We start from the raw sequence: 23,272 nt of genomic DNA, 5'->3' as shown, positions 1-23,272 counted from the left end.
ATGTATCGCTGCCACCCAATAACGGCGGCCATGCAGGCTGCTGGCGCGGCTATTGTGGATGCAACTGAAATATTGCGATACTGGCCGCGCCACCACCCCGGGCGCATACTCCACGCAACGGCCCAGCGGCCTTACCACGACGATAGCCATGCTCAGAGAAACCCTCATCGCCATGCGCGACCTGCCCCGTCTGAAACAGATCAGCGGCATTTTGTTCCGTCACGGCCTGGGGGAGTTCGCCCAGCGGCTACGGCTGCCACGCGCAGTAGAAAAGGCGGGCGAGTGGCTGAACATCACCCTGCCCGACCCGGCCAACGCCATACCGGCACCTATCCGCGTGCGCCGCGCCTTCGAAGAGCTGGGGCCGACCTTTATCAAGCTGGGGCAGATCCTGTCCACGCGGGTGGATGTCTTCGGCCCGGAATGGATTACCGAATTCGAAAAACTGCAAAGTACGGTGCCGCCCATTGGCGACGGCTTTCTGGACGCGCTGTTGACGCAGGCACTGGGCTGCCAGCCAGACGACGTGTTTGCCGAATTCGACCGCAAACCCATCGGCTCCGCCTCGATTGCCCAGGTACACCGCGCGGTATTGAAAGACGGCACCGTGGTAGCGGTAAAGCTGCGCCGCCCCGGCATTGTGGAAAAAGTGGAAGCCGACCTGCGCATCCTGGAACACATCGCGCACCTGATTGAGCTGGAGTTTCCCGACACGCGGCGCTTTCAGCCATCCGAAATCGTGGCGCAGTTTTCGCGCTCGCTGCGGCGCGAGCTGGACCTGGCAGTAGAAGCGCGCAATATGGAACGCTTCGGCAAGGATTTTGCCGGCGACCCGCATATCCGCGTACCGGTGGTGTACTGGGACTACACCCGCCCGGCGGTCAACGTGCAGGACTATATCGCCGGCTGGTCGGCCACACCGGTAGACGCGCTGCCGGCAGCCGGTCTGTCGCCACCGCTGCTGGCCAAACGCGGCGCCGACGCGGTGCTGAAGATGATTCTGCTCAACGGCTTTTTTCACGCCGACCCACACCCCGGCAACGTGATTTTCCTGGCCGACAACGGCATTGCCTTTATCGACTTTGGCATGGTGGGGCGGCTGTCGCACAAGCGCCGCGACGAGATCGTGGACATGTTGGCCGCACTGGCCGAGCGCAATGAGCGCGGCATCATGAATGTGCTGCTGGAGTGGACCGGCAGCACGCCGGTGGACGAAGAACAGTTCGCCGAGGACATTGGCGAGATTCTGTTCCAGTACGACCACGTACCACTGAAAAACCTGAATATCACCCAGCTGATCAACGACATCATGGCGCTGATCCGCAACCACGGCATTCTGCTGCCGCCCGACATGGCCATGCTGTTCAAGGCGCTGATCACGCTGGAAGGCCTGGGCCGCCAGCTGGACCCGGATTTCCAGCTGGTAGAGCACCTGGCACCGTTCGTCAAACAGCTGATCCTGGCGCGCTACGACCCGCGCAACCTGTTCAAGCGCGGCAAGACCACGGTTACCGAAGGCCTGGGCATGCTGGCAGGGCTGCCTGGCGACATCATCCGCCTGGGCAAGGACATCCGCCACGGCCGCTTCCGCATCAACCTGGACCTGAAGCGACTGGAACAGTTTGGCCACCAACTGGACAAGAGCGTGAACCGCCTCACCATGGGCATTGTTACTGGCTGCCTGATTATCGGCTCGTCGATTGTGATGACGGTAAAAGGCGGCCCCACGCTGTTTGGCTTGCCACTATTCGGTTTCCTTGGCTTTATGGCCGCTTTTTTAAACAGTTTGTGGTTAATCTGGTCCATCTGGCGCGCCGGCAAGCACCTGTAAGCCCGGCAGACCACGACCAGCCAGCCTGCTGATACAGCAGGTTTTTTCATCTGTACAGCCATACTGCCCGGTCGCGCCAGCGCCGGGCATTTTTATTAGCATTCGCTATTAAAAAACGCTAAGCCTTCCCCGCATGCTGCCGATATAGGGGCATCACATCGCCTGCATTGCGGCCAGCACGGCCCAAACAGGCCAGCAGGAGCATCGCTATGAGAATCGATAGCCTGTCGCTAGACCTGAGTAGCCAGCACTATCTGGAACAGACCCACAGCACACAGCAGCGCGTCACCTTCTGGCAGGAGGGCGCGCGGCAAAATAGCCCGCAAGATCAGGTTGAGATTAGCGAAGACGGCCGTCGCGCCGCCGCAGCCCAGCCAGGCGGCTCGCTGGGGGACATCAGCCAGCACTTGGCAGAGAGCAATGCCAGCCAGGCCAGCAGTAGCGTCGCCGCCAGCGACAACCCGCTGGAAACCGACCTGAGCCCCACGCTATCGCTGCTGCGCAATATTCTGGAATCCACCTTCGGCATCCGCATCGACCTGTCCGACGTGTACCCGCTGGACAAGCAGCACCTGCAAGCGGCCGCGCAAGACCAGGCCATGCAGGGGAATCAGCAGCAACAGGGCGAGCAGCGCCGCAACCAGGGCAACGAAGACTGGGGGCTGCGCATCGAGCGCGAAACCCGCCATAGCGAGCAGGAGTCGCTGCAGTTTTCCGCCAGTGGCAACATCACCACGCGAGACGGGCGCAGTCTCAGCTTTCAGCTGGAGGTGAGCCTGCAGCGCAGCTTTGCCATCAGCAGCAAGGAAACACTGAATTTTGGCGCCGCCGCGCGCGACCCGCTGATGATTAGCCTGGGCAGCGATGCCGGCACGCTGTCTGGCGCCACCGTGCAGTTCGACATCGATAACGATGGCCAGAAAAACACCCTGCCGGTACCGAAAAACGGCGGCTGGCTGGCGCTGGACCGCAACGGCAACGGCAAGATCGACCAGCAAAACGAGCTGTTCGGCCCACAAAGCGGCAACGGTTTTGGCGAGTTGGCCGCACTGGACAGCGACGGCAACGGCGCCATCGACGAGGGTGATCCGCTGTTTGCCCGCCTGCAACTATGGCAGGGCCAACAGGGTGGCCAAGACCAGCTGACCAGCCTGATGGACGTCGGCATCGGCGCTCTGCTGCTACCGCACGTCGACGCCGAATTCCGCCACACCGATGCGGCCAACCAGACCGTAGCGCAGATGCGCAAAGCCGGTGTCTACCTGACCGAAGGCGGCCAGGCCGGGCTGATTTCGCAGCTAGACCTTACCGCCTGATTTTGCCCTGCCAGCAACAACAAGGCCGGCCTGCGCTGCAGACTGGCCTTGTGCCGTTAACCCCCCGCCTCAGGCCGCGCCAGACGGTGGCGCGTAACCGGCCATAAACACCTCTACCGCCGCCACTACCGCCCCGGTAATGGCCTCGTCGGCGGGCATTTCGCGCGCCCCCACAATAAACCACTCCATGAACTCGGCCTCCAGCAAGGCCAGCAGGTGCACCGCTGCGGTCCACGGCTTGGCCTGGCGCAGGCGGCCGGCCTGCATCTGCCCTTCCAGAAACGTGGCCAGTTTGCCCCAGCCGATGGCCGGGCCATTATCAAAAAACAGCTGCCCCACGCCGGACCGGCGCCCCTCGCCCAGCACAATGCCGCGCAGGGCGGCGATTTCCGGGCTCAGCAGGTTGCGCAGCATCTGCTCGCCAAAGCGCAGCAGCGCGCCGCGCAGGTCGCCATCGGCCGTCAGGCGCGCGTGGGCCTGGCTCATGCGCTCTTCCGCCAGCGTTTTCATCACCATCAGGAACAGCTCTTCCTTCGACGGAAAGTAGCTGTACAGCGTGGCCTTGGAACCGCCGGCGCGGCTGGCAATTTCTGCCATCGACGCCGCTTCGTAGCCCTTCTCCATGAATACCTCGGCCGCAGCATCCACGATGCTCTGGCGCTTTGCTTCGGTCTTGACGCGCATGCTCACCCCTCAATACTGAACCAGTCAGTTCAATTTTCTATTGACAGCCATTGTACACCACGATTATAACTGTACCGTACAGTTTAATTATTGAGCGAGATCATGAACCAGACCCTTCCCGCTTCTCATGCGCGTACCCGGCTAGCCCTGCTGCTGGGTGCCGGCAGCCTGCTGGCCGGTTGCGCCAGCGTTCCCGACCTGCCTGCCAGCCCCACCCTGCTGCCGGCCAGCCAGTTGCAAAGCCAGCAGACGCTGCCGGACAGCCACGGCGAGTGGGCCGGCGCGCACTGGTGGCAGCGCTATCAGGACCCGCAGCTGGACCAGCTGATGCAGGAAGCGCTGGCGCAGTCGCCATCGCTGGACAGTGCCCGCGCCCGTCTGCTGCAAGCCGAAGGCCTGGCACAACAGGCCGGCGCCACCCAGCAGCCCAGCGTCAGCGCCAACGGCGACTTCACCCGCCTGCGCCAGAGCCTGAACAACGGCATGCCGGCCGCCTTCGTGCCGCCGGGTTTCAACACCAGTAGCCGCGTGGCGCTGGACGTCAGCTACGAGCTGGATTTCTGGGGTAAAAACCGCAGCGCGATTGCTGCCGCTAGCAGCGAGCAAGCCGCCGCCCAGGCCGAGCTGGCACAAAGCCAGCTACTGCTCACCACCGCCGTCGCCAGCCAGTACGCCGAGCTGGCACGGCTGTTCGCCGACCGTGATGCCTGCCAGCAAGCGCTGAAAGTACGTACCCAGAGCGAAGGCCTGATACGCGAGCGCGAAAGCCAGGGCCTGGAAAACCGCGCCAGCGTGGCACAAGCCGCCTCGCGCCGCGCCGCCGCAGCCGCCGACCTGCTGGCCGCCGACGAAGCCATCACCCTGCAGCGCCAGGCCCTGGCTGCCCTGCTGGGCGCTGGCCCCGACCGCGGCCTGGCACTGCAACGCCCTGCGCTGAGCGTGAACCAGGCGCAGGCGCTGCCAGCCCAGCTGCAGGCCAACCTGATCGGCCACCGCCCCGACCTGGCCGCCGCCCGCCTGCGTGCCGAGGCCGCCGCCAGCCGCATCCAGGCCGCCCGTGCCGGCTTCTACCCCAATGTCAACCTGAGCGCCTATGTAGGCAGCCAGAGCCTGGGGCTGGATGCGCTCACCCGTGGCGGGTCCGGCATCGCCGGCTTTGGGCCGGCCATCAGCCTGCCGCTCTTCCGCCAGGACACGCTGCAAGGCAGCTACCGCAGCGCACGCGGCGAGTACGACAGCGCGGTAGCCAGCTACAACCAGACCTTGCTGCAAGCACTGCAAGACATCGCCCAGGCCTACACCCGCCAGCAAGGGTTGGCCGCACAGCTGGCAGCGCGCAGCCAGGCGCTGGACGCCGCCCAGCGTGCGTGGGAGCTTACCCACGACCGCTACCAGGGCGGCCTGGCCAGCTACCTGGACGTACTGAATGCCGAAGACAGCGTAATCGCCAGCCGCCGCACGCTGGCCCAGCTGCAAAGCCAGCAGGCTCAGCTGGACATCGCCCTGACCAAAGCCCTGGGTGGCAGCAGCCGCCCGGCCTGACCCGACACACACTATTGAGAGAAAGCACCCCATCATGAGCGAACACACCCAAGCCCTCCCCGCCCAGGACACCCCCACCCAAGCCATGCCGGCCCATGCGGCCAACCCTGGCGCCCGCCGCAAAACCCTGTTTGCCCTGCTAGGCGGCGTGGTGGCCGTGAGCGCCGTGGCCTACGGCAGCTACTGGTACCTGGTGGCCTCGCACCATGTCAGCACCGACAATGCCTACGTGGCGGCCGAAATGGCGCAGCTCACCCCCGAAGTGGGCGGCACAGTGCGCCAGGTGAATGTAGTGGACACCCAGGCGGTGAAACGCGGCGACGTACTGGTAGAGCTGGACAACACCGACGCCCGCCTGGCACTGACCCAGGCCGAGGCCGAGCTGGCACGCGCCGAACGCCGCGTACAGGGCTACCTGGCCAGCGATGAAGGCCTCAGCGCCCAGGTGCAGGCCCGCGCCGCCGAACAAGTACGCAGCCAGGCGCAGCTGGTCTCGGCGCAAGCCGAGCTGGAACGCGCCCGTCTGGACTACAACCGCCGCCAGGCACTGGCCAAAAACGGCTCGGTATCCGGCGAGGAAGTCAGCAATGCGCGCAGCGCGCTCAACGTAGCCGAGGCTGCCCACCAGGCCGCCGAAGCGGCCGCCAGACAGAGCGCGGCCAACCTGCGTGCCGCCGAAGGCAGCCTGAAAGCCAACCAGACCCTGACCCGCAACACCAGCGTGGAGACCAACCCGGAAGTGGCACTGGCACGCGCCAAGCGTGACCAGGCCCGCGTGGACCTGGCGCGCACCGTGATCCGCGCCCCGGTAGACGGCGTCGTGGCCAAGCGCCAGGTGCAGCTGGGCCAGCGCGTGCAGGCCGGCAGCCAGTTATTGTCCGTGGTACCGCTGCAAGCCGTGCACGTGGATGCCAACTTCAAGGAAGGCCAGCTGCGCACCGTGCGCATCGGCCAGCCGGTCACGCTGAAAGCCGACCTGTACGGTAGCGAAGTGACCTACCACGGCAAGGTAGCCGGCCTGGCCGGTGGCTCCGGCGCGGCGTTTGCCACCATTCCGGCACAGAACGCCACCGGCAACTGGATCAAGGTGGTGCAGCGCGTGCCGGTACGCATCGCACTAGACCCGGCCGAGCTGCGCCAGCACCCACTGCAAGTGGGCCTGTCCATGACTGCCACCATCGACACCCGCAGCGAATAAGGAGGCCGCATGTCCGCGCCCCATTCCCCTCCCGCTTCTGCCCCCATCGTCCCCCTGCAAGGCGGCCAGCTATGGCTGGCGGCCCTGCTGCTGGCTGCGGCCAACTTTGTGGCCGTGCTGGACACCACCATTGCCAACGTGTCGGTACCCAATATCGCCGGCAGCCTGGGTGTGTCGTCCAGCCAGGGCACCTATGTCATCACCTCGTACGCGGTGGCCGAAGCCATTACCGTGCCGCTGACCGGCTGGCTGGCGGCGCGTTTTGGTACCGTGCGGCTGTTTGCCGGGGCCATGATACTGTTTGGCGTGTTTTCGCTGCTGTGCGGCATGGCCACCTCGCTGGAGATGCTGATCCTGTTCCGCGTGCTGCAAGGCCTGGCTGGCGGGCCGCTGATGCCGATGTCGCAAACACTGCTGCTGCAGATTTTCCCCAAAGCAAAAGCCGGCGCCGCTATCGGGCTATGGAGTATGACCACGCTGGTGGCACCCATCATGGGCCCCATTCTGGGTGGCTGGTTGTGTGACGAAGCCAGCTGGCCGTGGATCTTCTACATCAACGTGCCCATCGCCATTGCCTGCGGCTACTTTGGCTGGCACCTGCTCAAACGCTACCAGAGCCCCATCATGAAGATGCGCTTTGACACCATTGGCCTGGCACTGCTGGTGCTGTGGGTGGGCGCGTTCCAGATCATGATCGACGAAGGCAAAAACCTGGACTGGTTCGGCTCACCCATCATCGTGGGCCTGGCCGTGGTCAGCGCCATCGGCTTTGCCGCCTTCATGATCTGGGAGCTCACCGAGCGCGACCCGGTGGTGAACCTGCGCGTGTTCCGCCACCGCGGTTACTGGGTCAGCGTAGCCACCATCTCGCTGGCGTTCGGTTCGTTTTTTGGTGCCACCGTACTGACACCGCAATGGTTGCAGGCCTATATGGGCTACACCGCCACCGAAGCCGGCCACGCCACCGCCATGAGCGGTATCCTGGCGGTGCTGGTGGCACCGCTGGCCGCGCAGCTATCGCAAAAGATGGACCCGCGCCCGCTGGTGTTTGCCGGCGTGATGTGGCTGGGGGCGGTCACCCTGTACCGTAGCTTTGCCACCACCGACATGGACTTCTGGCAGGTGGCACTGCCGCTGCTGTTCCAGGGCGTGGGCATGCCGTTTTTCTTTGTGCCGCTTACCGGCCTGGCCATGGCCAGCGTGGAGCCGGAAGAAATGGCGTCTGCCGCCGGGCTGATGAGCTTCATGCGTACGCTGGCCGGTGCATTTGCCACCTCCATCGTGACCACCGCGTGGGACGACAAGGCCAGCCACTACCACGCCGAGCTCACCGCGCTGGTAGACAGCAGCCCGCAGGCGCTGCAGCAGCTGGGCAACGGCAGCATCGAAGCCGGCCGCCAGCAGCTATCGCAACTGATCCAGTCGCAAAGCATCATGCTCTCCACCAACGAGCTGTTCTGGCTGTCCGGCCTGTCCTTCGTACTGGCTGCGTGCATGATCTGGCTGGCACCACGCCCCACCCGCGTGGCCGATACCAGCCAGGCGCATTAAAGGTTGGCCGCAGTAAACGCGTGCAAGGCCTGCCGGCTATGCCGGCAGGCCTTGCCTCTTTCCAGCCAACCATTGCACGCCCTCCCGCCCGCTTACACACCCACATCGAGCACGGATACGTTGCGGGCAACGCAACAGTCACAAACTTTTAATGAGAATTATTCTTGATAAGAATAATGAGAATGGCTATCATCCACACATCAAATCAATCAATGCAGGAGTGGATGACATGAACGCCATGCTGGTAGGGGCAGATACTTTGGGCAATATCCCGGGGGTGCTGGACGAGTTCGGCATCAGCATCCACAAACACCTGAGCGGCCGCAACAGCTCGCACCAGCGCAAACTGGACCGCCTGCCCGCCGGCACCGACCTGCTGATCCTGTTTACCGATTTTCTGGGCCATAACGTGATGAAGCATTTTCGCGAGCTGGCCAACGAAGAAAAAGTGCGTTTTATCGCCTGCCGCCGCTCGGTATGCTCGCTCAAGCAACAGCTGAACTGTGTCGGCTTTACCGAAAAACAGCACTGTGCCAGCTGCCCCAATGCCTGCCAGAAAACCGGCGCCGGTGGCAAGGCACGCAAACACTAAGCCGCACACCAGCCATACCGTGCCCCCTACGCGGACGATCGTTTCTTATGGCTGGGATGCGACCAGATGTGACACGGCCAGCAGCGGATTGCCTGCTGGCCGTGTTGTGACAGCGTAGTGTGCGGCCAAGCTGCCGCCCGCCCTGGCCTTACTCGTCGCGGGCGCGGCGGATACCGCTACGCAGCTGCTGCATTTGCTGGCGGAAATGGCGGCAGTTGCGGCATAGCAGCAGGTGAAACGACAAACGCACCTGTTCACTGCGGCTAAGCGGGCGGTCCATACCGTCCGAAATCAGGCGGCTAGCCTGTTTGCAGCTCATCCCCATGACGCCCCCTCCTGCTGAAACCAGCGTGTCTCCAGGCACTCGCGCAGGCTCATGCGCGCGCGGTACAACATGACTGAACAGTTAGTCGCCGTAATCGATAAATTCTGACAGATATCGGCAATGTCCATATCCATGACCTCGCGCATGGCAAACACCATGGCGGTGCGCTTGGGCATGGCCTGGGCACACTGCTGATACACCTGCCAGAATTGCTTGGCCAGCAGGCCCTCTTCCGGCACACCCCAGGCACGCACCGCTTGCTGCCACGCCCCCTGGCCATCAAACAGGCCGTCCAGATCGGACAGGTCGGTGTCTTCGCTCAGGTCGGTGGCGACCTCGCGGTGCTGGCGGCGGATGGTATCCACCAGCTTGAAACGCAGGATGGAGATAAGCCAGGTGCGCACGCTGGCCTGGCCGGCAAAGCGCTCGCGCCCTTCCAGTGCGGCCACCAGCGCGTCCTGCACCGCGTCTTCGGCGGCGGCCTGGTCTTGCAGCTGGGCGCGGGCGTAGCGCAGCAGCCAGGGGCGCTCTGCTTCTATCTGTTCGGGGCTGGCGCTCATGGGGTTCCTTAGCGACGAATGCAAAAATCAACCGCCTCGGACAGGCGCTCGACTGCAATGACTTCCAGGCCTTCTATGTCCTGACGCGGCTTGTTGGCCGCCGGCACGATGGCGCGCTCGAAACCCAGCTTGGCGGCCTCTTTCAGGCGTTCCTGGCCACGCGCCACCGGGCGCACCTCGCCAGACAGGCCTACCTCGCCAAACACCACCAGTTTTTCCGGCAGCGGCTTGTTACGTAGCGACGACACCATGGCCAGAATCACCGCCAGGTCGGCTGCCGGCTCGTTGATTTTCACCCCACCGACCGCATTCAGGAACACGTCCTGATCGAAGCAGGCAATGCTGGCGTGGCGGTTCAGCACCGCCATCAGCATGGCCAGGCGGTTTTGTTCCAGCCCCACACTCAGGCGCTTGGGCTGAAAACCGTGCGCGTCGTCCACCAGCGCCTGGATTTCCACCAGCAGCGGGCGGCTGCCTTCTTGGGTCACCAGCACGCAGGAGCCCGACACATCGTCGCGGTAGCTGGACAAGAAAATGGCCGACGGGTTAGACACGCCGCGCAGGCCGCGGTCGGTCATGGCGAACACACCCAGCTCGTTGGCCGCACCAAAGCGGTTCTTGATGGCGCGGATCATGCGGTAGCTGGAGTGGCTGTCGCCCTCGAAATACAGCACGGTGTCGACGATGTGCTCCAGCACACGCGGGCCGGCCAGCGAGCCTTCTTTGGTGACGTGGCCCACCAGGATGATGGTGATGCCGCTTTGCTTGGCGATGCGCGTGAGCTGCGCCGCGCACTCGCGCACCTGCGATACCGAGCCGGGGGCCGAGGTCACCTGGTCGGAGTACAGCGTCTGGATGGAGTCGATCACCGCCACTTCGGGCATTTCGGCCTGCAGCGCCGGGATGATGGCCTCCAGGCGGATTTCGGACAGCAGCCGCACGCGGCTGGCATCCACCGCCAAGCGGCTGGCGCGCAGGGCGATCTGCTGCGGCGATTCCTCGCCAGACACGTACAGCACCTTGCGGCTGGCCCCGATAGTGGCCAGCGCTTGCAGCAGCAGCGTGGATTTGCCAATGCCGGGGTCACCGCCCAGCAGGATGACGGCCCCTTTTACGATGCCGCCGCCCAGCACACGGTCCAGCTCTTCGATACCGCACGATTCGCGCGGCACTTCGGCGGCCTGTACCTGCGACAGCTGCTGCACCGGCTGGGTTTGCGCGGTCCAGCTCTGGAAGCGGGCGTTGGCCGCCGCGGCGGGCGGCGCGGCCACGGTTTCGGCCAGGCTGTTCCAGGCACCACAGTGCGGGCACTGGCCTTGCCATTTGGGCGAGGTGCCACCGCACTCGCCGCATTGATATTGCGTCTTGAGTTTTGCCATGGGGGGATTATGAGCCAGTACGGCTGCCAGGTCACGGCAGCCAGCACACCCGCGCAACAACGCCGCTTAGTGCGAGCCGGCAGGTTTGGCGGGAGCGGGTGCAGGTTTGGCGGCCGGGGCGGTGCCGTTTTTCTCGGCTTCCAGGTCGTTCAGGATATTCAGCAGACGGTTGTCGGTAGCACTGGGGGCGCCTTTGTCGGCGTTTTCGGCTTTCTCGGCCCCGCGTACGGTAGACAGGATGGAATCAATCAGCGGGTCGTGCTTGGCCAGCTCTTCGGCTTCTTCGTTGGTGATCACGCGCTTGCCTGCCGGGGCGGCCGGCGCGGCCGCAGCCGCACCGTGCGCCGGGGCCGCTGCGCCACCGTGTGCGCCGGGTACGGCTACAGGCTGATCACTTTTTTTTTGAGCCGGGTCGTCGTGCGCGGCGCCCTCTGCCGCTGCGGGCGGTGCCGACGCCTCCGCCGGGGGCGGCGGCGGCGTCGGGTCGGGCGGCGGGGTGACCGTTTCCAGCTTGTTCTTGGTCATGTATTCGTGCATTTCGCGCCAGCCGGCATATACCTGCGCCTTATCTGCGTCGGGGTTACGGTTGTAACACTCCTCCAGCGAACGGCCGGTCTGGCGACAAGACGCACCGATCGCCTTGTTGGACTCGGCAGCCAGCCCGCTGACATTCATGACCCAGTTGCAACCGGTGAGCAGCACCAGCATGGGCAGTAACAGATAAGCCCGCATTCAGTATCCCTATGCAATATTGCGCAAGTCCAGCACCGTGGTTTCGCCACTGCGGCCACGGCTGGCGCCACCCAGCCAGTACAGCATATGCGGCATCAGGTCGGCCAGATTACCGCGCTCGCTCTTGGCTTCACCCGGATGGGTGCGCGTGCGCTGCGGCGAGTTGACCGGGCCTGGCACCAGCAGGTTTACCCGCAGGTTCGGGTACACATCCCACTCGGACGCGGCCACCTGCATCAGGTAGCCCACACCGGCCTTGGACGCGCCAAACGCGCCCCAGAACGGCCCTGCCTGCTGGCCGTGGGTTTCACCCACAAACACCACGCTGGCGTCGGCTGCGGCAGTGAGCAAGGGCATGCAGGCGCGGGTCAGTGCAAACGGTGCGACCGTGTTGATGCGGTACTGGTTCATCCATTCGTCGATGCGCTGGTCTACCAGCGGCGACAGCGCGTAAAAATGCGCGGCACAGTGCACGATGCCATCTAGGCGGCCTACCGCGTGCTTGATCTGGTAGGCCATGGTGTTGAAGTCGTCATCGCTGGCCTTGAGCAAATCCAGCGGAATGGCTACCGGCTCCGGGCCACCTGCGGCCACGATATCGTCGTATACCTTTTCCAGGCCTTTCACACTGCGCGCCAGCAGCACCACGGTGGCACCATGGGCGGCGGCGGCCAGCGCCGTTTCGCGGCCTATGCCCTGGGTAGCACCGGTGACCAGCACTACGCGGCCGGCCAGATAATCTTTTTCAAACGTTTGCGTCATTCTTTTTAGTCCAGTCCTGCATGAGGGTTCGGGCGGCCGTGACGCCACTGCGCACAGCCCCTTCCAGGGTGGCCGGGTAGTCGGCACACAACCAGTCGCCCGCGAGATAGGCGGATTCTACGCCAAGTCGCACCGCCGGGCGCGCCAGGCTCACGTTGGCCGCAAAGGTGGCACGCTGCTCGGTAATCTGCCAGCTGTGTTTAAGCGGCGGCAAATCCGGCACATGGCGCTGCATTTCGCCCAGCACGGCAGCCAGCAGCGCGTCGCGCCCCAGCGTAGCGTGCGGGCCGTCGGCGCTGATTACCACCGACACCAGCCCCGGCTCGCCGCTTAATGCCTGGCGGTCGAACCACCACTGGCCCACACCACTGGCCTGGCCGGTCATCACGGCGGGCAGCCGCACCCTGCCCTCGAACTGCAGGTACAGGGTAGTTATCGGCTGGTATTGCCACGCCTTGAGCAGCGCGGTCAGCGGCGCATGGTCCAGCAAGGCGGCGGCGTGGTACGGCGCGACCGCCACCACCACCGCATCGAAATAGTCGCCGTCCACGCGCCAGCCGCCGTTATCGGGCTGCAGCACAGCCACACGCTGGCCCAGCCGGGTAGCCACGCCCTGTGCGGCCAACCATTGCAGCGCGGGGTCAACAAACAGCGTAGACAGATCCACACGCGGCAGCAGCAGCTGGCTGTCACGCGCCGAGGGCGCGCCCAGGCTATCGCGCAGCACATTGGCCAGCAGCTGCATGGAAGCCTGCGCCGGGGGCGTATTGAGCGTGGCCAGAATCAGCGGCTGCCAGAAGCGCTGCAGCAGCGCCTCGCTCTGGCCATGTGCGGCCAACCATGCCTGCGCGGGCGCATCTTGCCCGATTTGCCAGCGCTGCCACCTGAGCCAGGTCAACAGCCGTGCCAGCGCCAGCTTGTCGCGCCAGCGCAGGCCACGGGCGGAGAGCAGGCCCGCCAGCAGGTGCAGCGGCGCCGGCCAGGCCGGGCAGTGCATGGCCATGCCGTCTACCTGCTGCCAGGCCAGCGGCTGTGCGGCCAACTGGGCACCCACGTCCACACCTACAGTGCGCATCAGGCGCAGGCATTCGCGGTAGGCACCAATCAGGATGTGCTGGCCGTTATCCAGCGCCATGCCACCCAGCGGCACGCGCCGCGCCCGCCCGCCGGCGGCTTTGCCGGCCTCGTACAGCACCACGCGGGCGGTGGGCGCCAGCTCGATGGCGGCGGCCAAGCCAGCCCAGCCGGCACCGATAATGGCAACGCGTGGGGTCAAGGCTTGTAGCCGAAGGTGGCGGTTTTCCACGCCAGCCACAGCTTGCGGCCGGGGGACAGCGACAGGCGCTGGTTCAGCACCTTGCGCGGGCCGTCCAGCTCGATTTCGTCCAGCGTGGCGCGGTAGATGGCCGCCATCACCAGGCCGATGCGCTGCGCCTTGCGGTCGGCCGCCGGCAGCAGCTGCCAGGCTTTTTGGTAGCTTTCGCGCGCGCGCTGGATCTGGAAGCGCATCAGCGCGTCAAACTCGGGCGATTCTTTGTACGCCATGATGTCGGCAGCCGGTACGCCAAAGCGCTGCAGGTCTTCCACCGGCAGGTACAGGCGGCCACGGCGCGCGTCTTCGCCCACGTCGCGGATGATATTGGTCAGCTGGAACGCCAGGCCCAGCTCGTGCGCGTATTTCAGCGTGGCGCGGTCGGTATAGCCGAAAATCTGCGCCGACAGCTGCCCCACCACGCCGGCCACGCGGTGGCAGTACAGCTGCAGGTCGCTGTAGCGGCTGTAACGCGGCACGTCCAGGTCCATCTGCATGCCATCGATGATCTCGGCCAGCCAGGCTTGCGGCAGGTCGAACGCTGCCACATGCGGCTTCAGCGCTTGCATAACGGGGTGCGTAGGCGTGCCCTCGTACAGCGCCGCCAGCTCGGTGCGCCACCACGCCAGCGTGGTACGCGCCACGTTGTCGTCGTGAATCTCGTCCACCACGTCGTCCACCTCGCGGCAGAACGCGTACAGCGCCACCATGGCGTCGCGCTTGTCGGCCGGCAGGTAGCGAAAGCTGCTATAGAAGCTGGAGCCGCTGTTGGCGGCTTTGTCTTCGCAATATTGTTGGGGGGTCACGCCCGCCTCCTCTTTTTGCTGTACGGCGCGCTAAACGCCTTCCAGATAATGTACAGCCAGTCTTTCCACACCAGCACCGGGCGCTGTGTCAGCACATCGCCACGGGCGTCGTGAATCTTTTTCAGTATGCGCTCGCCGCCCAGCACGATCATGCGCAGCTCCAGCCCCAGGCGGCCTTTGAGCTTCAGCGCCAGCGGCGAGCCGGCTTCCAGCATGGCCAGCGCACGTTTTACTTCTTTATCCATCAGCATGGGCCACACGCCGCCGGCGTCGCGCGCGGCGATCTGCGCCTCGGTCACGCGAAAGCGCGCTAGGTCTTCCTGCGGGATATACACGCGGCCCTTGTCCCAATCCACCGCCACATCCTGCCAGAAGTTGATCAGCTGCAGCGCGGTGCAAATGCCGTCCGACATGGCCACGCTGCGCGGGTCGTGCTCGCCGTACAGGTGCAGCATCAGCCGCCCCACCGGGTTGGCCGAACGGCGGCAGTAGTCCACCAGCTCGGCAAAATTCTGGTAGCGCGTTTTTTCCACGTCCTGGCTAAAGGCCGACAGCAAATCGTAAAACGGCGCCAGCGGCAGCTTGTATTCGGCGATCACCACCGCCAGGCGCTGCATCAGCGCCGTCTGCGGTGCCTGCCCGGCCTCGATACGGCCCAGCTCGTCGCGCAGCGCCTGCAGTGCGGCCAACCTTTGAGCCGGCTGCGCGTCGCCCTCGTCGGCCAGGTCGTCGGCGTAGCGGGCAAAGTGGTAGATGGCATGCACCGCCCGGCGCATGCGCCGTGGCAGCAGGATGGAACCCACCGGAAAGTTTTCGTAATGCCCTACCGACATGGCAAGCACCTGGCAGAATCAAAGCGCGCATTATAAAGGCAAGTAGGCAGCAAACCGCAGCGCCGGCCATTTAACGAAAAAAATGCAGCACAATGCTTGACACACCCAAAACGGGCGTCTATTATGCGCCCCACGTTGTGACCAACACACAACGCGGTAACGCCTCAGTGGGGGTATAGCTCAGTTGGGAGAGCGCTTGCATGGCATGCAAGAGGTCAGCGGTTCGATCCCGCTTACCTCCACCACAAACAGACAAAAACCTGCCACATGGCGGGTTTGATGGATAAGTCCCCATCGTCTAGAGGCCTAGGACATCGCCCTTTCACGGCGGTAACCGGGGTTCGAATCCCCGTGGGGACGCCAAGACAAAAGCCCGTTGCGCAAGCAGCGGGCTTTTTGCATGGCACACAGCCCGCCGCACCACCCTGACATCACCCGCGCCACCCACCCCGTTACCAGCCACGCGGGCAATCCACCCCTTTTAGCAGGCGCGCATGCTCGCCACTGGCTTTTAACCGCTGCAAACCGCGGTTGAAATCCGCCAGCAAAGCCGCACTACCCGGCAATACCCGTGGCAATAGCAAATGGGTGGTGAACTGGTCGGTCAGCAAGCGCGGGTGAACATGCAGCTTCTCTGCCTGCGCCATCGTAAAGTGCCTGGCCAGCAAATAGCACGCCACATTGCGCTCTATCGGCACCACATCCACCCGCCGCGCCAGCAGCTTGCGCAAGGCCAGCTCGTCATCCGGCGTGGCATCCCCCTGTAACAGCCCCTGGCGCAGCAGCTGCCACAGCGCCGGGGTGTAGGTGTAATTGGCAATCGTCGCCAGGCGGTAAGGCTGCAGGTCTGGCAGCACCTTCCAGTCAAAGCGCATGTCACGCCGGTGCACAAACACCCACTGCTCGACCAGCACGGTATCACTACTCAGAAAGCGGGCATTACGCTCGGCGTTGTACCCCCAGTACGCCGAGGCATCCCAGCGGCCGTTGGCGGTTTCCTCCAGCGCCCGCGTCCAGGGCATGAAATGGTATTCCACCGAATGGCCTGCCAACGCAAACGCACGGCGCACAATCTGCAGCGCCACCCCTTGATCCGGCCGCTCCTGCGTGGCGTAGGGTGGCAGCTCGCCGGTAGCAATACGCAAGGCCAGGCCGTGCGCGCACGGCAATAGCAGCAGCAAGCATAAAAGCACCGGTTTGAACATGGCGTATCCCGAATGGCATCTAGCGCCATCATATCGAAATTTTGCACAGATCATCACGCCAGCGGGCGGAATACCACGAAAAATACGCCGCGGACCGGGTAGCGGTTGGCCGCAACAGCGTGACCGAATGCGGCCAAGCTTTCATTTTGTTGGCAGGAAAACCTCGGAGTTTTACCCAGCCTACGCCCAGACAGAACCATACCGGCGCCACCCAGCCCCGTTGGCGCGAGCCGGGTCAAACGGTTTGCCCCAGGGTTGTGCTGAGCGAATCGGAGATTCGCACGCGCAAGACGCCGATTAGTTTGAGCCCCGCGCCGTTAGCGATCTGCGTGCAAATCTTTGATTTGCTCAGCGATGCGAGTTCGACGACGCCTGGGGCGGGCCGTTTGGCACGGGGTTTCGAGCAGCCCCGGGTCGCCTTTTCTTTGGGTACTTTCTTTTGGCGACGCAAAAGAAAGTATCCCGCCGCCGCGCGGAAAGCGGCAGACAATTACGTCGCGCAGCGGCACACAAAACAAAAAGGTTGGCCGCAATACCGTAACGGCATGCGGCCAACCTTGCAGGGCGCGGTAAACATTGGGATTTGAATCGTAGCCCGGATAAGGCGCAGCCGCATCCGGGGAAAAAATTCAGTCAACACGTACCAGACTATCACCAATCCCGGATGCGCCGTTGGCTTATCCAGGCTACGCGCTTTTCTTTGGGTACTTTCTGTTGGCGAAGCAAAAGAAAGTATCCCGCCGCCGCGCGGAAAGCGGCATGCCAATACGCCGCGCAGCGGCACACAAGACAAAAAGGTTGGCCGCCACACCATAAAAGCATGCGGCCAACCCCGTGAGGTGCGGTAAACGTTGGGCTTCATTTCATTCAGCCCAACCTACGGGCTCAATAGAACCGCACCGGCGCCGCCCTATCCCGTTGGCGCGAGCCGGGTCAAACGGTTTGCCCCAGGTTTTAAGACGCCGATTTGTTTGAGCCCCGCGCCGTTAGCAAGGGGCGAGTTCGGCGGCGCCTGGGGCGGGCCGTTTGGCACGGGGTTTCGAGCAGCCCCGGGTCGCCTTTTCTTTGGGTACTTTCTTTTGGCGACGCAAAAGAAAGTACCCCGCCGCCGCGCGGAAAGCGGCAGACAATTACGTCGCGCAGCGACACACAAAACAAAAAGGTTGGCCGCAATACCGTAAAGGCATGCGACCAACCTTGCGGGGCGCGGTAAACGTGGGGATTGAATTCGTAGCCCGAATAAGGCACAGCTGCATCCGGGGAATACATCCAGCAACCTCGTTCCAGATCACCACCAACCCCGGATGCGCCATTGGCTTATCCGAGCTACGCGCTACGCGCTACGCGCTGGGCACGGTAAACGTTGGGCTTCATTTCATTCAGCCCAACCTACGAGCTGTTATGCTGATAAATCTTAAACGCACCGTCCATTAAATCAACCAGATACTGCTTTCCAGTCTTGAAAAATTCCAAAGAGAGGGGATTCCTAGCCATTGGATTATGAACAACTAAAAAATCATTTCCAAAACCTGAAACGCCATCACCATCAAGTGCTGTTGCATAAGAATATGCAATAGCACTTACACAAGACGACTTTTCACTTAAAAAGAGAGATGTATCTATACACTCAAAACCGCCAGCCTTGACTTTAGATACACTATCTCGCCATGCATATGTTACTGACGAGCACTGAAGCATTAGCGGATCAAGCCAAAAAGTTTGATCCCCAAGCGGGAGAACCGCTTTTACAATTTGGGGATACCCACCCTCCGGATGCATTGGCAACCGCTCACTCATCCCATTGGCAGAAATAAAAATCAGGACCGATTGCTCGTCTGAAATAAGACCACACTCAATGTATTTTTTAATCTTAGCAAGTTTCTGATCAATTGCGCCAGTCAACCTTAGTATGACTTTATCCTCTGGATAAGAATGCACAACCCCATCATCAAACACAGGCACCGAATTAAACTCAGAATTTCCATTTTTTATTGATGTCACTTCACAGTGCAAATTAAAATCAGGAAAGTAAAAGTCCGGCCCGAAATCTGCCAAATGCTTTACCTTATACCCATACCGAATTCTAGTAGTTGCAGCAAAATACAACTCAGCAAAAGAGGCTGAAAAATCCGCTTTTATTTGACTTTTAAATTTCCTATCCAGCACATCTTTGCACTCTTGATACATCCACTCCAACATTTTTCTCGCATAATCTGGAGGATCCAAAAAATCGCTCCCTTGCTGAACTGCCTTATAAAACCCTTCCGCATCAGCATCATCATCTATCAAACAATTTTCCAAGATAAAACCCCCGCCACCTTTCGATGACGGGGGTTTTATCACGAATGACAACGCGCTATCAAGCCAACTTGGCCAGCTGCGCCTTCACTTTCTCCAGCTTGTCATTCAGCTCAGCCAGCTGCGCTTTGTCGCGCTCTACCAGATGCGCCGGGGCTTTATCGATGTAGCCCGGCTTCTCCAGCTTGGCTGTCAGCTTGGCCAGCTCCGCTTCCACCTTGCCCTGCTCTTTGGTCAGGCGGGCGGTTTCGGCGGCTTTGTCCACTTCCACCTTCAGCATCAGGCGGGCGTTGCCCGACATAGCCACCGGCGCGTCGTCGGCCGGCAGGGCAGCCACAATGCTGCCTTCGGTCAGGCGGGCCAGCAGCTTCAGGTACGGCACGAAGTCGGCGATGCTGGCGTCGGCGGTTTCGATGAACAGCGGCGCTTTTACCGCCGGGCCGATGCCCATTTCGCCGCGCAGGTTACGCACGGCGTTGACCATATCCTTGAAGGCGTCCATGCGCGCGTTGGCGGCGGCATTGATCTTCTCGGGTACGGCAACAGGCCACTGCGCCAGCATGATGCTGTCGGTGTGCTTGGCGTTGGCCAGCGGGGCCACGGTTTGCCACAGCTCTTCGGTGATGAACGGCATCAGCGGGTGGGTAAGGCGCAGAGCCACTTCCAGCACGCGCACGATGGTGCGGCGGGTGGCGCGCTGCTGCGCTTCGTTACCGTTTTGCAGCTGTACTTTGGCTAGCTCTACGTACCAGTCGCAGTACTCGTTCCAGATGAATTCGTAGATCACCTGGGCGGCCAGGTCGAAGCGGTAGGTTTCCAGCGCGTTGGTCACGTCGGCTTCGGCTTGCTGCAGGCGGCCGATGATCCACTGGTCGACAAAGCTGTATTCCAGCGGCAGGGTTTCGTCCTGGCCGCAGTCTTTGCCTTCTACGTTCATCATCACGAAGCGGGTGGCGTTCCACAGCTTGTTGCAGAAGTTGCGGTAGCCTTCGGCGCGTTTGAAGTCGAAGTTGACCGAGCGGCCCAGCGTGGCGTAGCTGGCCATGGTGAAGCGCAGGGCGTCGGTGCCGTAGGCCGGGATGCCGTCTGGGAACAGCTTTTCGGTGGCTTTGGCGATGGCCGGGGCTTTTTCGGGGCGGCGCAGGCCGGTGGTGCGTTTTTCTACCAGCGGGGCCAGGGCGATGCCGTCGATCAGGTCGACCGGGTCGATGACGTTGCCTTCCGACTTCGACATCTTCTTGCCTTCGTGGTCGCGCACCATGCCGTGGATGTAAACGTCACGGAACGGTACTTTGCCGGTGAAGTGCTTGGTCATCATGATCATCCGGGCAACCCAGAAGAAGATGATTTCGTAGCCGGTGACCAGCACGTTGCTGGTAACGAAGGCGTTGAGGTCCGGCGTGTCTTGCGGCCAACCCAGGGTGGAGAACGGTACCAGGGCGGAGCTGAACCAGGTGTCCAGTACGTCTTGTTCGCGGCGCAGGGTTTTGCCCGGCGCTTTGGCCTGGGCTTCGGCTTCGGTGCGGCCAACGTAGATATTGCCGTCTTCATCGTACCAGGCCGGAATCTGGTGGCCCCACCACAGCTGGCGGCTGATGCACCAGTCCTGGATGTTGTTCATCCACTGGTTGTAGGTGTTGACCCAGTTTTCCGGGATGAAGCGCACTTCGCCGCTGGCCACGGCGTCGATGGCTTTTTGTGCGATGGACTGGCCAGTGGCATCGCCCTCGCCTACTTTGCTCATGGCCACGAACCACTGGTCGGTGAGCAGCGGCTCGATCACGGTACCGGTACGGTCGCCGCGCGGCACCATCAGTTTGTGCGGTTTGGTTTCCAGCAGCAGGCCCTGGGCGTCCAGGTCTTTCAGCATGGCTTTACGGGCGTCGGCGGTGGTCAGCCCGGCGTAGGCGGCTGGCAGCTCGATGCTGCCTTGGGCACTGCCGTCAAAGCCGAATACTTGCGCTTTGGCCAGGATGGTGGCGTCCAGGCTCATCACGTTGATGAGCTGGGTGCTGTGGCGCTTGCCGACTTCGTAGTCGTTGAAGTCGTGGGCCGGGGTGATCTTGACGAAGCCGGTGCCGAATTCTTTGTCGACATATTCGTCGGCGATCACCGGAATCTGGCGGCCGGTAAGCGGCAGCTCGACCAGCTTGCCGACCAGGTGGGCAAAGCGTTCGTCGGTGGGGTTCACCGCGACGGCCACGTCGCCGAGCAGGGTTTCCGGGCGGGTGGTGGCCACGGTGATGAACTCGTCGCTGCCCACTACCGGGTATTTGATGTGCCACATGTGGCCGTCTTCTTCCTCGGAAACCACTTCGAGGTCGGAGATGGCGGTGCCCAGCTTGGCGTCCCAGTTGGACAGGCGCTTGCCACGGTAGATCAGGCCTTGCTCGAACAGGCGCACGAACACTTCGGTCACCACGTCGGCGCGCGCGTCGTCCATGGTGAAGTATTCACGGGTCCAGTCTACCGAGCAGCCGACACGGCGCATCTGGCTGGTGATGGTGCCGCCGGACTTTTCTTTCCATTCCCATACCTTGGCGGTAAAGGCGTCGCGGCCCAGGTCGAAGCGGCTGATGCCTTGCTCGGCCAGCTGGCGCTCTACCACGATCTGGGTGGCGATACCGGCGTGGTCGGTACCCGGAATCCACACCGTGTTGTCGCCCTTCATGCGGTAGTAACGCGTGAGGCCATCCATGATGGTCTGGTTGAAGGCGTGGCCCATGTGCAGCGTGCCGGTGACGTTTGGCGGTGGCAGCTGGATGGCAAAGGACGGCTTGGTGGTATCCATGTGCGGCTTGAAGTAGCCGGACTGTTCCCATTGATCGTACCAGCGACGTTCGATGTCGCCCGGCTCGTAGCTTTTGGCAAGTTCCATGGTCATGGTGTGAATTCGGTCTGAGTGAGGCAAAAATGGCTGAAATTATAAACCGATCTGCTGCACTGCGTCCCGCTTGCTGCCATGAAGCTTTATCAGATAGCACGTTGGCCGCGACAATCCTCACAAAAGCCATGTATATATGACTAAGCAAAACTGTTTTTTTACACGGCTCGCCACCTGGCGGCCGTAACCGGGCTCTACACCGATCACCATGTCCAGCAACAAGATTTTACTGGTAGAGGACAACACCTCTGTCTTGCGCACCATGCAGCGCATTATCGAAAACGATGGCTTTGCCGTGGTATGCGCTACCACCCTGCGCGAGGTGGAAACCATTCTGGCCCAAAGCGAGCATGGTTTCATGGCCTGCGTGCTGGACTACTGCCTGCCCGACGCCCCCGATGGTGAAGCCCTGCCGCTGGTGCTGGCCAAAAAGATACCGACCATCGTGCTGACGGCACGCAGCGATATGGAAACCCGCGAAAAGGTGTTGCTGCAGCCGGTAGTGGACTACGTGCCCAAAGACACGCCTGCCGCGTTCGAATACACCATCAAGATGATACGCCGCATCCACCACAACCCCGGCATACGGGTGCTGGTAGTGGATGACTCGGTCACCATACGCGGCTATCTGCGCCAGCTGCTGCGCCGCCACTTGTACGAAGTGCTGGAAGCGCCAGAAGCAGACACGGCGCTGCGCATGCTGCGCGACGACCCGACTATCCGCCTGGTGCTATCCGACCACGACATGCCGGGCAAAAACGGCGTGACCATGGTCAGCGAGATACGCCGCTTTCGCAGCCACGAGGAGCTGGCGATCATCGGCATTTCCGGCAGCCAGGACCCGGCCATGACCGCGCGCTTCATCAAGGCCGGCGCCGATGACTACCTGAACAAGCCGTTTAACCACGAAGAGTTCTTCTGCCGCGTAACGCGCAACGTGGAATTTGTGGAAAACTTGCGCGCCCTGTCGCGCGCCGCGCGCGAAGACCCGCTGACCGGCCTGCCCAACCGCCGTTATTTCTTTGAAAACGTGCTGAAGCAAACCCAGCCGTTTGGCGTGGCCATGGTGGATATCGACCACTTCAAACGCATCAACGACCGCTACGGCCACGATATAGGCGACCTGGCGCTAAAGTTGGTGGCAGACCTGCTACGCGACCAGTTCCCCGGCAAACACATTGCCCGCTTTGGCGGCGAAGAATTTGTCATCCTGATGCAGGCACGTAGCGAGCAGGACATGATGGCCGCCATGGAGGCGTTTCGCACCAGTGCCGCCGAAGCGGTGTTCCCCACCAGCCAGGGTGATTTGCAGTTTACGCTGAGCATAGGCGTCGCCGCTGGCCTGCCGGATGTCAGCGCGCTGCTGAAGCTGGCAGACGAGCGCCTGTACATGGCCAAGAGCCAGGGGCGCAACCGGGTGTGTACCGGCTAGCTTGGCCTATACCGTCAAGCTTTGGCGCCA

At 62.5% G+C, this 23,272-nt stretch carries 19 protein-coding genes and 2 tRNA genes; 9 read left to right on the top strand and 12 right to left on the bottom strand.

The genetic code is table 11. The features are described 5' to 3' along the window. The first annotated feature begins 148 nt into the window (after nucleotides 1–148). Complete coding sequence (locus ACZ9XP_RS03940; protein ID WP_147685092.1) at nucleotides 149–1,831, top strand: AarF/UbiB family protein; 1,683 nt, start codon at nucleotides 149–151, stop codon at nucleotides 1,829–1,831. A 209-nt stretch (nucleotides 1,832–2,040) separates the two neighbouring features. Further along, the gene (locus ACZ9XP_RS03935; RefSeq protein WP_465188023.1) at nucleotides 2,041–3,147 is read left to right on the top strand and encodes a hypothetical protein; all 1,107 of its coding nucleotides are present in this window, start codon (nucleotides 2,041–2,043) and stop codon (nucleotides 3,145–3,147) included. 69 nt (nucleotides 3,148–3,216) lie between these two features. Here ACZ9XP_RS03935 and ACZ9XP_RS03930 read toward each other — a convergent pair whose 3' ends face one another. Continuing rightward, a complete protein-coding gene (locus tag ACZ9XP_RS03930) occupies nucleotides 3,217–3,831 on the bottom strand; it encodes a TetR/AcrR family transcriptional regulator (RefSeq protein WP_465188022.1) in 615 nt (204 codons plus the stop codon). A gap of 102 nt (nucleotides 3,832–3,933) precedes the next feature. Here ACZ9XP_RS03930 and ACZ9XP_RS03925 point away from each other — a divergent pair, with 102 nt between their 5' ends. The 4 genes from ACZ9XP_RS03925 (at nucleotide 3,934) to ACZ9XP_RS03910 (ending at nucleotide 8,714) form a co-directional block, all read left to right on the top strand. Beyond that, nucleotides 3,934–5,373: an efflux transporter outer membrane subunit gene (locus ACZ9XP_RS03925; RefSeq protein ID WP_147684699.1), complete on the top strand. Its 1,440-nt coding sequence runs from the start codon at nucleotides 3,934–3,936 to the stop codon at nucleotides 5,371–5,373. 34 nt (nucleotides 5,374–5,407) lie between these two features. Then, nucleotides 5,408–6,571: an HlyD family efflux transporter periplasmic adaptor subunit gene (locus tag ACZ9XP_RS03920; protein ID WP_147684697.1), complete on the top strand. Its 1,164-nt coding sequence runs from the start codon at nucleotides 5,408–5,410 to the stop codon at nucleotides 6,569–6,571. Between the two features lie 9 nt (nucleotides 6,572–6,580). After that, complete coding sequence (locus ACZ9XP_RS03915; protein ID WP_465188021.1) at nucleotides 6,581–8,122, top strand: DHA2 family efflux MFS transporter permease subunit; 1,542 nt, start codon at nucleotides 6,581–6,583, stop codon at nucleotides 8,120–8,122. A gap of 229 nt (nucleotides 8,123–8,351) precedes the next feature. Beyond that, complete coding sequence (locus ACZ9XP_RS03910; RefSeq protein ID WP_147684693.1) at nucleotides 8,352–8,714, top strand: DUF2325 domain-containing protein; 363 nt, start codon at nucleotides 8,352–8,354, stop codon at nucleotides 8,712–8,714. Between the two features lie 148 nt (nucleotides 8,715–8,862). On the opposite strand, the gene ACZ9XP_RS03905 is transcribed toward ACZ9XP_RS03910, so the two are convergent. The 8 genes from ACZ9XP_RS03905 to hpnC form a co-directional block, all read right to left on the bottom strand. Then, on the bottom strand, nucleotides 8,863–9,033 hold the full coding sequence (locus tag ACZ9XP_RS03905) for a zf-HC2 domain-containing protein (RefSeq protein WP_227303053.1): 171 nt from the start codon (nucleotides 9,031–9,033) through the stop codon (nucleotides 8,863–8,865). Beyond that, entirely contained in the window at nucleotides 9,030–9,599 is a 570-nt protein-coding gene (locus ACZ9XP_RS03900) for a sigma-70 family RNA polymerase sigma factor (RefSeq protein WP_147684689.1), read from the bottom strand. Before ACZ9XP_RS03900 ends, ACZ9XP_RS03905 begins: the two co-directional genes overlap by 4 nt. An 8-nt stretch (nucleotides 9,600–9,607) precedes the next feature. Next, nucleotides 9,608–10,978: a DNA repair protein RadA gene (gene radA / locus ACZ9XP_RS03895; RefSeq protein ID WP_017507914.1), complete on the bottom strand. Its 1,371-nt coding sequence runs from the start codon at nucleotides 10,976–10,978 to the stop codon at nucleotides 9,608–9,610. 66 nt (nucleotides 10,979–11,044) lie between these two features. Further along, complete coding sequence (locus tag ACZ9XP_RS03890) at nucleotides 11,045–11,710, bottom strand: hypothetical protein (RefSeq protein ID WP_240803404.1); 666 nt, start codon at nucleotides 11,708–11,710, stop codon at nucleotides 11,045–11,047. 9 nt (nucleotides 11,711–11,719) lie between these two features. Then, nucleotides 11,720–12,472 carry an SDR family oxidoreductase gene (locus ACZ9XP_RS03885; RefSeq protein WP_147684686.1) on the bottom strand — a complete coding sequence of 251 codons (753 nt, stop codon included), beginning with the start codon at nucleotides 12,470–12,472 and terminating at the stop codon, nucleotides 11,720–11,722. Next, complete coding sequence (gene hpnE / locus ACZ9XP_RS03880; protein WP_465188020.1) at nucleotides 12,456–13,748, bottom strand: hydroxysqualene dehydroxylase HpnE; 1,293 nt, start codon at nucleotides 13,746–13,748, stop codon at nucleotides 12,456–12,458. Before hpnE ends, ACZ9XP_RS03885 begins: the two co-directional genes overlap by 17 nt. After that, nucleotides 13,745–14,590 carry a presqualene diphosphate synthase HpnD gene (hpnD, locus tag ACZ9XP_RS03875; protein WP_017507910.1) on the bottom strand — a complete coding sequence of 282 codons (846 nt, stop codon included), beginning with the start codon at nucleotides 14,588–14,590 and terminating at the stop codon, nucleotides 13,745–13,747. The genes hpnE and hpnD overlap by 4 nt, the downstream gene beginning before the upstream one ends. Beyond that, the gene (hpnC, locus tag ACZ9XP_RS03870) at nucleotides 14,587–15,423 is read right to left on the bottom strand and encodes a squalene synthase HpnC (protein WP_465188019.1); all 837 of its coding nucleotides are present in this window, start codon (nucleotides 15,421–15,423) and stop codon (nucleotides 14,587–14,589) included. The genes hpnD and hpnC overlap by 4 nt, the downstream gene beginning before the upstream one ends. A gap of 169 nt (nucleotides 15,424–15,592) precedes the next feature. Between hpnC and ACZ9XP_RS03865 the strand changes: the two genes are divergently transcribed. Both ACZ9XP_RS03865 and ACZ9XP_RS03860 read left to right on the top strand, forming a co-directional pair. Next, nucleotides 15,593–15,668 (top strand) — tRNA-Ala (locus tag ACZ9XP_RS03865). Nucleotides 15,669–15,710: 42 nt separating this feature from the next. After that, a tRNA-Glu gene (locus tag ACZ9XP_RS03860) sits at nucleotides 15,711–15,786 on the top strand. 89 nt (nucleotides 15,787–15,875) lie between these two features. Here ACZ9XP_RS03860 and ACZ9XP_RS03855 read toward each other — a convergent pair. The 3 genes from ACZ9XP_RS03855 to ACZ9XP_RS03845 all read right to left on the bottom strand — a co-directional run bounded on the left by ACZ9XP_RS03855 (nucleotide 15,876) and on the right by ACZ9XP_RS03845 (nucleotide 21,804). Further along, nucleotides 15,876–16,628 carry a substrate-binding periplasmic protein gene (locus tag ACZ9XP_RS03855; RefSeq protein ID WP_465188018.1) on the bottom strand — a complete coding sequence of 251 codons (753 nt, stop codon included), beginning with the start codon at nucleotides 16,626–16,628 and terminating at the stop codon, nucleotides 15,876–15,878. Nucleotides 16,629–18,017: 1,389 nt separating this feature from the next. Further along, nucleotides 18,018–18,917, bottom strand: a complete 900-nt coding sequence (locus ACZ9XP_RS03850) for a hypothetical protein (protein WP_465188017.1) — start codon at nucleotides 18,915–18,917, stop codon at nucleotides 18,018–18,020. A gap of 70 nt (nucleotides 18,918–18,987) precedes the next feature. After that, on the bottom strand, nucleotides 18,988–21,804 hold the full coding sequence (locus tag ACZ9XP_RS03845; protein ID WP_465188085.1) for a valine--tRNA ligase: 2,817 nt from the start codon (nucleotides 21,802–21,804) through the stop codon (nucleotides 18,988–18,990). 214 nt (nucleotides 21,805–22,018) lie between these two features. Here ACZ9XP_RS03845 and ACZ9XP_RS03840 point away from each other — a divergent pair, with 214 nt between their 5' ends. Continuing rightward, the gene (locus tag ACZ9XP_RS03840; RefSeq protein WP_465188016.1) at nucleotides 22,019–23,242 is read left to right on the top strand and encodes a diguanylate cyclase; all 1,224 of its coding nucleotides are present in this window, start codon (nucleotides 22,019–22,021) and stop codon (nucleotides 23,240–23,242) included. Nucleotides 23,243–23,272: the final 30 nt, after the last annotated feature.

This window comes from Vogesella perlucida (genome assembly GCF_979366545.1).
This window is presented reverse-complemented; position numbering and strand designations above follow the sequence as displayed.